Source organism: Aurantimonas sp. C2-5-R2 (assembly GCF_036549495.1).
In the GTDB taxonomy this organism is placed as follows: Bacteria; Pseudomonadota; Alphaproteobacteria; order Rhizobiales; family Rhizobiaceae; genus Aurantimonas; species Aurantimonas coralicida_A.
The window spans coordinates 1-979 of the sequence record NZ_JAZHLJ010000252.1; the positions used below are offsets into that span (position 1 = coordinate 1).

The 979-nt window shown below is 63.5% G+C and carries 1 pseudogene; it reads right to left on the reverse strand.

From position 1 onward, the window contains the following. Positions 1-976: pseudogene (locus tag VQ044_RS25350) on the reverse strand (IS630 family transposase); the annotation flags it as partial. Positions 977-979: the final 3 nt, after the last annotated feature.

Here is a 979-nt window from a genome sequence, read left to right on the forward strand (position 1 = left end):
ATGACGAAGCGGTTGATGGCGGTCTGTAGATCGACGACGGATCGGAAGACGCCGTGCTTCAGACGGCGGCGGGTCAGCTTGGCAAAGAAGCCCTCGACCGCGTTGAGCCAAGATGAGGACGTGGGGGTGAAGTGGAATGTCCAGCGCGGATGCCGGGCGAGCCAGGTCCGGACTTTCTCGTGCTTGTGGGCCGCGTAGTTGTCCAGCACCACATGGATCGTCTTGCCCGCCGGCACGCTGCGCTCGATCTCGCCCAGGAAACGGATGAACTCCTGATGCCTGTGGCGCTGCATGTTGCGGCCGATGATAGTCCCGTCGAGGACGTTCAGCGCCGCGAACAGAGTGGTCGTTCCGTGCCGCTTGTAATCGTGGGTCAGGGTCGCGCCGCGGCCCTTCTTCAACGGCAATCCTGGCTGGGTGCGGTCGAGTGCCTGGATCTGGCTTTTCTCGTCGAGGCTGAGCACGACCGCGTGGGCTGGCGGGTCCACGTAAAGCCCGACGATATCATGGAGCTTCTCCACGAAAGCCGGATCGTTCGAGAGCTTGAGGCCTTCCATCTGTGAGGCGCGAGACCGTGCACTTTCCAGATTTTCTGAACCGTCGACACAGCCAGCCCGATCGTCTTGGCCATGGCCTGCGCTGTCCAGTGCGTCGCCTCATGCGGCGGCGGCTCCTGCGTCAGCCGAACCACCTCTTCGACCGTCTCGGTGGCGATCGGTGTCGTGCCGGGTGGGCGGGTCTTGTCATGCAGGAGGCCATCGACGCCCGCTTCCATGAACCGGGCTTGCCAGCGCCAGACCGTCGTCTTCGACACGGCCGTTGTCGCCTTGATCGCGTTCGTGCCGACGCCGTCGGCGCTGAGCAGGACGATCCGCGCTCGCCAGACATGCTTTTGAGACGCGTTGCGGTCGGCGATGATCGCCTCCAGCCGCTGGCGATCTCCGTTTCCAAGGGTAATCGATATTCCATCGCGCATACG